The 5,621-nt window shown below is 62.9% G+C and carries 4 protein-coding genes; all 4 read left to right on the top strand.

Translation table 11 applies throughout. From position 1 onward, the window contains the following. On the top strand, positions 1-484 hold a 484-nt coding region (locus tag AC1DYX_RS26890), incomplete at its 5' end, for a TMEM175 family protein (RefSeq protein WP_477264581.1). Positions 485-750: 266 nt separating this feature from the next. Then, on the top strand, positions 751-2,880 hold the full coding sequence (locus tag AC1DYX_RS26885; RefSeq protein WP_477264579.1) for a M3 family metallopeptidase: 2,130 nt from the start codon (positions 751-753) through the stop codon (positions 2,878-2,880). A gap of 270 nt (positions 2,881-3,150) precedes the next feature. After that, a complete protein-coding gene (locus AC1DYX_RS26880) occupies positions 3,151-3,432 on the top strand; it encodes a DUF4404 family protein (RefSeq protein WP_029757377.1) in 282 nt (93 codons plus the stop codon). Between the two features lie 100 nt (positions 3,433-3,532). Beyond that, positions 3,533-5,621: YgiQ family radical SAM protein (locus AC1DYX_RS26875; protein ID WP_477264577.1), on the top strand; the 2,089-nt coding region annotated here is incomplete at its 3' end.

The raw sequence follows: 5,621 nt of genomic DNA, 5'->3' as shown, positions 1-5,621 counted from the left end.
GTTCATGAGCTACGTACTGAGCTTCGTGTACGTGGGCATCTACTGGAACAACCACCACCACATGCTGCACGCCGTGAAGGAAGTCAGCGGCGGCGTCCTGTGGGCGAACCTGCATCTGCTGTTCTGGCTCTCGCTGATCCCGTTCGTCACCGCCTGGATGGGCGAGAACCATTTCGAGACGGGGCCGACGGCGACGTATGGTTTTGTCCTGTTCATGTGCTCCGTCGCCTACATGCTGCTGGCACGCGGACTGACCGCCAATCATCCGAAGAATGCCACGCTGGCCGAGGCAATCGGCGAAGACCGCAAGGGCAAGATGTCGTGTGTCCTGTATCTCGTGGGTGTGGCGCTGTCCTGGTTTGGCGCCTGGCTGGGGTTCCTCGTGTATGCGGCCGTGGCCGTCCTGTGGCTGATTCCTGACCGCCGTATCGAGGAAAAGGTTGTCGAGGAAATCGAGCAGGAAGAACAGTCTCAACAAGGCTGAAGGCCCGGGCTTACCATTTTTTTCGGCCGTAAATATGTAACATTCGGCAATATCCCTGTTATGCTTCGTGGGCACTCGCCGCCGGGTTCGTCCCGGCGGTTCCCATTCCGTGTCCGACCACGACCGATGCGTTGCCCAGCAGTGTCCCTTCAGTGTCCGCCGCCGGTTTCTCGACGCCGTGCCCGCACGGATGGTTGTGCGTAGCAAAAAGATCGGCCCGTGTCACAAGCATGGGCGGATCCGACAACCCTCCGGAGCCCAAAAGAATGAACCGTTCCCACATCCTGGCCGTCGCTGTTACCGCAGCCTTCGCCAACCTGGCCCATGCCGCCGCCCCTGCTTCGCTGCTGCCCGCGTCCAACCCGTTCGCCAAGCCGAGCACCTTGCCGTTCCAGTATCCGGCCTTCGACAAGATCAAGAACGAGGACTTCGCGCCGGCGTTCGAAGAAGGCATGCGCCAACAGTCGTTGGAAATCGACGCCATCGCCAATACCAGGTCCGCGCCGACGTTCGAGAACACGATCGTCGCGATGGAGCGTTCGGGCCAGCTGCTGAACCGCGTCTCGACCACGTTCTTCAACCTGGTCGGCTGCAATACCAATCCGACGCTCGACGCGCTCGACAAGGATCTCGCGCCGAAACTGGCCGCGCACAGCGACAGGATCCGCCTGAACGAGAAGCTCTTCAAGCGCATCCAGACGCTGTACGACAAGCGCGCCAGGCTGCACCTCGATCCGGAATCGGCCTATCTGCTCGAGCGTTATCACACTGATTTCGTGCGCGCCGGCGCCCAGCTGTCCGCGACCGACAAGGAAACGCTGAAGGCCTATAACGGCAAGATCGCCGCACTGCAGACCCAGTTCAGCCAGAACGTGCTGAAGGAAGCGAATGCGTCGGCACTCGTCGTCGACACCCGCGAGGAACTGGCTGGCATGTCGGAGAAAGCGATCGACGCCGCCGCCGCGCTGGCGAAGAAGGATGGCCTCGACGGCAAGTTCAAGGTGCCGGTCGTGAACACGACGCAGCAGGCGCCGCTGTCCGTGCTGACCCACCGCGCGACGCGCGAAAAACTGCTGGCCCTGTCGCTCGCGCGCGGCAGGCACGGCGGAGACTACGACAACCGCCAGCTCGTGCTGGACCTCGCCAGGGCACGCGCCGAGCGCGCCAAGCTGCTGGGCTATCCGAGCCACGCCGCCTACATGCTGGAAGACCAGACCGCCAAGACGACGGATGCCGTCAACAATCTTCTTTCCGAGTTTGCCAGGCCGGCCGTGCGCAACGCGAAGAAGGAAGCGGCAGAGATCCAGAAGGTCATCGATGCCGACGGCGGCAAGTTCCAGGCGACCGCTTACGACTGGAACTATTACACCGACAAGGTGCGCCAGGCACGCTACGCGTTCGACGAGAACCAGCTGCGCCCCTATTTCGAATACAACACTGTTCTGCTGAACGGCGTTTTCTTCGCCGCCACCAAGGAATATGGCATCACGTTCAAGGAACGCCATGACCTGCCGGTGTACAACGCGGACGTGCGCATGTTCGACGTGTTCGATGCCGACGGCAAGCAGCTGGCGATCTTCCTGCACGATCCGTATGCGCGCTCGAACAAGCGCGGCGGTGCGTGGATGAATGCGTATGTCGGCCAGAACAAGCTGCTGGGCACGCGCCCAGTGATCGCCAACCACCTGAACATTCCGAAGCCGGCGGCCGGCGAGCCGACCCTGCTGACGTATGACGAAGTGCGTACGATGTTCCACGAGTTCGGTCATGCGCTGCACGGTATGTTCTCGAACGTGAAATATCCGCGTTTCTCGGGCACACGCGTGCCGCGCGACTACGTCGAGTTCCCGTCGCAGGTCAACGAGATGTGGTCGACCTGGCCGGAAGTGCTGGCCAACTACGCCAGGCACTACCAGACGGGCGCGCCGATGCCGAAGGAGTTGCTGGACAAGGTGCAGGCATCGTCCAGGTTCAACGAAGGCTATCGCACGACCGAGTACCTGGCGGCCTCGATCCTGGACCAGAAATGGCACCAGCTCGGCGCCGACCAGATCCCGATCGACGTGCTGGGCTTCGAGGCGAGCGCGCTGCTTGACGCCGGCGTCGACTTCCCGCTCGTCCCGCCGCGCTACCGCACGACCTATTTCTCGCACGTGTTCTCGGGCGGCTACTCGGCCGGCTACTACGGCTACCTGTGGGCCGAGAAACTGGATGCCGATACCGTCGAGTGGTTCAAGGAAAACGGTGGCCTGCTGCGCAAGAACGGCGACCGCTTCCGCCAGATGCTGCTGTCGCGCGGCGGCACGATGGACGCGATGGAGATGTACCGCAACTTCCGCGGTCGCGATGCGAAGATCGAGCCACTGCTGGAGCGTCGTGGCCTGACCGACGAATAAAGCGCTATCCCAGTAGGGGGGATCTCGGGCCAGCGGCCCGAGATATGAACATCCCCACGCGTGCCGTATGCGGATTGCAAACGTCCGCGTGGGCGGAGGCGGAGGGCCGCCCACCCTACCAGTTCGCGCCTACCGAGACAGTTCTAAACGCATGAACATGCCGTTCCCGTTCCGTCGGGAATGGCGTTTTATCACATGTAAACACCACCGCGCGCCAAAACCTCCCCATCAGGTATAAACTTTCTCACAACATCATGACGTGAGAAAGCCATGCTGCCTGAAAACGAAAATACCCTGAAAGCGCACCTCAAGAGCCTGCACCGCAGCCTCGAGGAAACGGGCGAAGTCGACGACGAACTGGAAATGCTGCTGCGCCAGCTCGACGGCGACATCAAGCATGTGCTCGACAAACGGGCCCAGGATCCCGACGCGAACACGTACGGCCTGGCCTCGCGCACGCAGGAGTTGACGGCCCGGTTCGCCATCCGCCACCCGCATCTGGAACCGGCGCTGCGCGAGCTCGGCAATATTCTGGCGAGCATGGGGATCTGATGCGCCCATTCTGCCGTGGATGAGACAAGCCATTGAAAACTAAGCCATTTTTAGTGAGGCCGGCAGATAAATATGGCGTTTTCCGGTAAAATGCCGGCCAATGAACTCCCCTGCCAATCTTTTCGCGAACGTCCCCAAGCGTTCCAGCCGCGCGCCCGCCGCCCCGTTCCTGCCCATGTCGCGTGCCGAGATGGACAAGCTGGGCTGGGATTCGTGCGACATCATCCTGATCACGGGCGACGCCTACATCGACCATCCGAGCTTCGGCATGGCCCTGGTCGGCCGCCTGCTGGAAGCGCAGGGGTATCGCGTCGGCATCATCAGCCAGCCGGACTGGACCTCCGTGGAACCGTTCCGCGCGCTCGGCAAGCCGAACCTGTACTGGGGCATCACCGCCGGCAACATGGACTCGATGGTCAACCGCTACACGGCCGACCGCAAGATCCGCTCGGACGACGCCTACACGCCGAACGGCGAGCCGAATAAACGTCCGGACCGCGCCGTGACCGTGTACTGCCAGCGTGCGCGCGAAGCGTTTCCGGGCGTGCCCGTCATCGCCGGGTCGATCGAGGCGTCGCTGCGTCGCATCGCCCACTTCGATTACTGGTCGGACAAGGTGCGCCGCTCGGTGCTGTTCGAATCGAAGGCCGATCTCCTGATCTTCGGTAATGCCGAACGCGCGCTCGTCGACGTCACCCGCCGCATCGCGGCAGGCGAGAACATCAAGACGATCCGCGACCTGCGCGGCACGGCCTTCCTCGTGCCGCACGGCTGGCTGCCGGACGACGAGTGGACGGTGCACAATTCCACGCGCGTGGATGTGCCGGGCCGCATTGACCCGCAACCGAACCCGTACGCGATGGCGCTGGAAGACCCGAAGCAGTGCGCGCTCGACAACGCCGCGCCCGAGCCGGAGGTGAAGCCGATCGTCATCATGACGCGCGAACAGCGCCAGGCGGCCGCGCGCGAGAAAGCGCAGAAGACCGTCGTGCGCCTGCCGTCGTTCGAGACCGTCAGCGAAGACCCGGTGATGTATGCGCACGCGTCGCGCGTATTCCACCTGGAATCGAACCCGGGCAATGCGCGCGCACTCGTGCAGCAGCACGGCGACCGCGACGTCTGGCTGAACCCGCCGCCGCTGCCGCTCGCGATGGACGAGATGGACGGCGTCTACGATCTGTCGTACGCGCGCGCGCCGCACCCGAGCTATGGCAAGGCGCATATCCCGGCGTGGGAAATGATCCGTTATTCCGTGAACATCATGCGCGGCTGCTTCGGCGGCTGCACGTTCTGCTCGATCACGGAACACGAGGGCCGCATCATCCAGAGCCGCTCGGAACCGTCGATCCTGCGCGAGATCGAACTGATCCGCGACACGACGAAGAATTTTGCCGGCACCATCACGGACCTGGGCGGCCCGACGGCGAACATGTACCGCCTGGCGTGCAAGGACAAGAAAATCGAAGAGTCCTGCCGCCGCCTGTCGTGCGTCTACCCGACCATCTGCAGCAATCTCGGCACCGACCACAGCAAGCTGATCTCGCTGTACCGCAAGGCGCGCGCGATCCCGGGCATCAAGAAGATCCTGATCGGCTCGGGCCTGCGCTACGACCTCGCCGTGCGCTCGCCGGAATACGTCAAGGAACTCGTCACGCACCACGTGGGCGGCCTGCTGAAGATCGCGCCGGAGCACACGGAAGAGGGCACCCTGTCGAAGATGATGAAGCCGGGCATCGGCACGTATGACGAGTTCAAGGCGTTGTTCGACAAGTACTCGAAGGAAGCGGGCAAGAAGCAATACCTGATCCCGTACTTCATCGCCGCGCACCCGGGCTCGACCGACGAGGACATGCTGAACCTGGCCCTCTGGCTGAAGAAGAACAATTTCCACCTCGACCAAGTGCAGACGTTCACGCCGACGCCGATGGCCATGGCGACGACGATGTACCACACAGGTAAAAATCCGCTGCACAAGGTCACCGAGGATTCGGAAGAAGTCATCACGGCGAAGAGCGGCAAGACGCGCAAATTGCACAAGGCTTTCCTGCGCTACTACGACCCGGAAAACTGGCCCGTGCTGCGCGAGGGCCTGAAGCGCATGGGGCGCGCCGACCTGATCGGCAATGGCGAGCGCCACCTGGTGCCGCCGGCCGGTTCCGAACAGGAAGCCGCGCCGCAGCGTGGCGGCG

The organism is Massilia sp. P2_C2, assembly GCF_056404615.1.
This window is presented reverse-complemented; position numbering and strand designations above follow the sequence as displayed.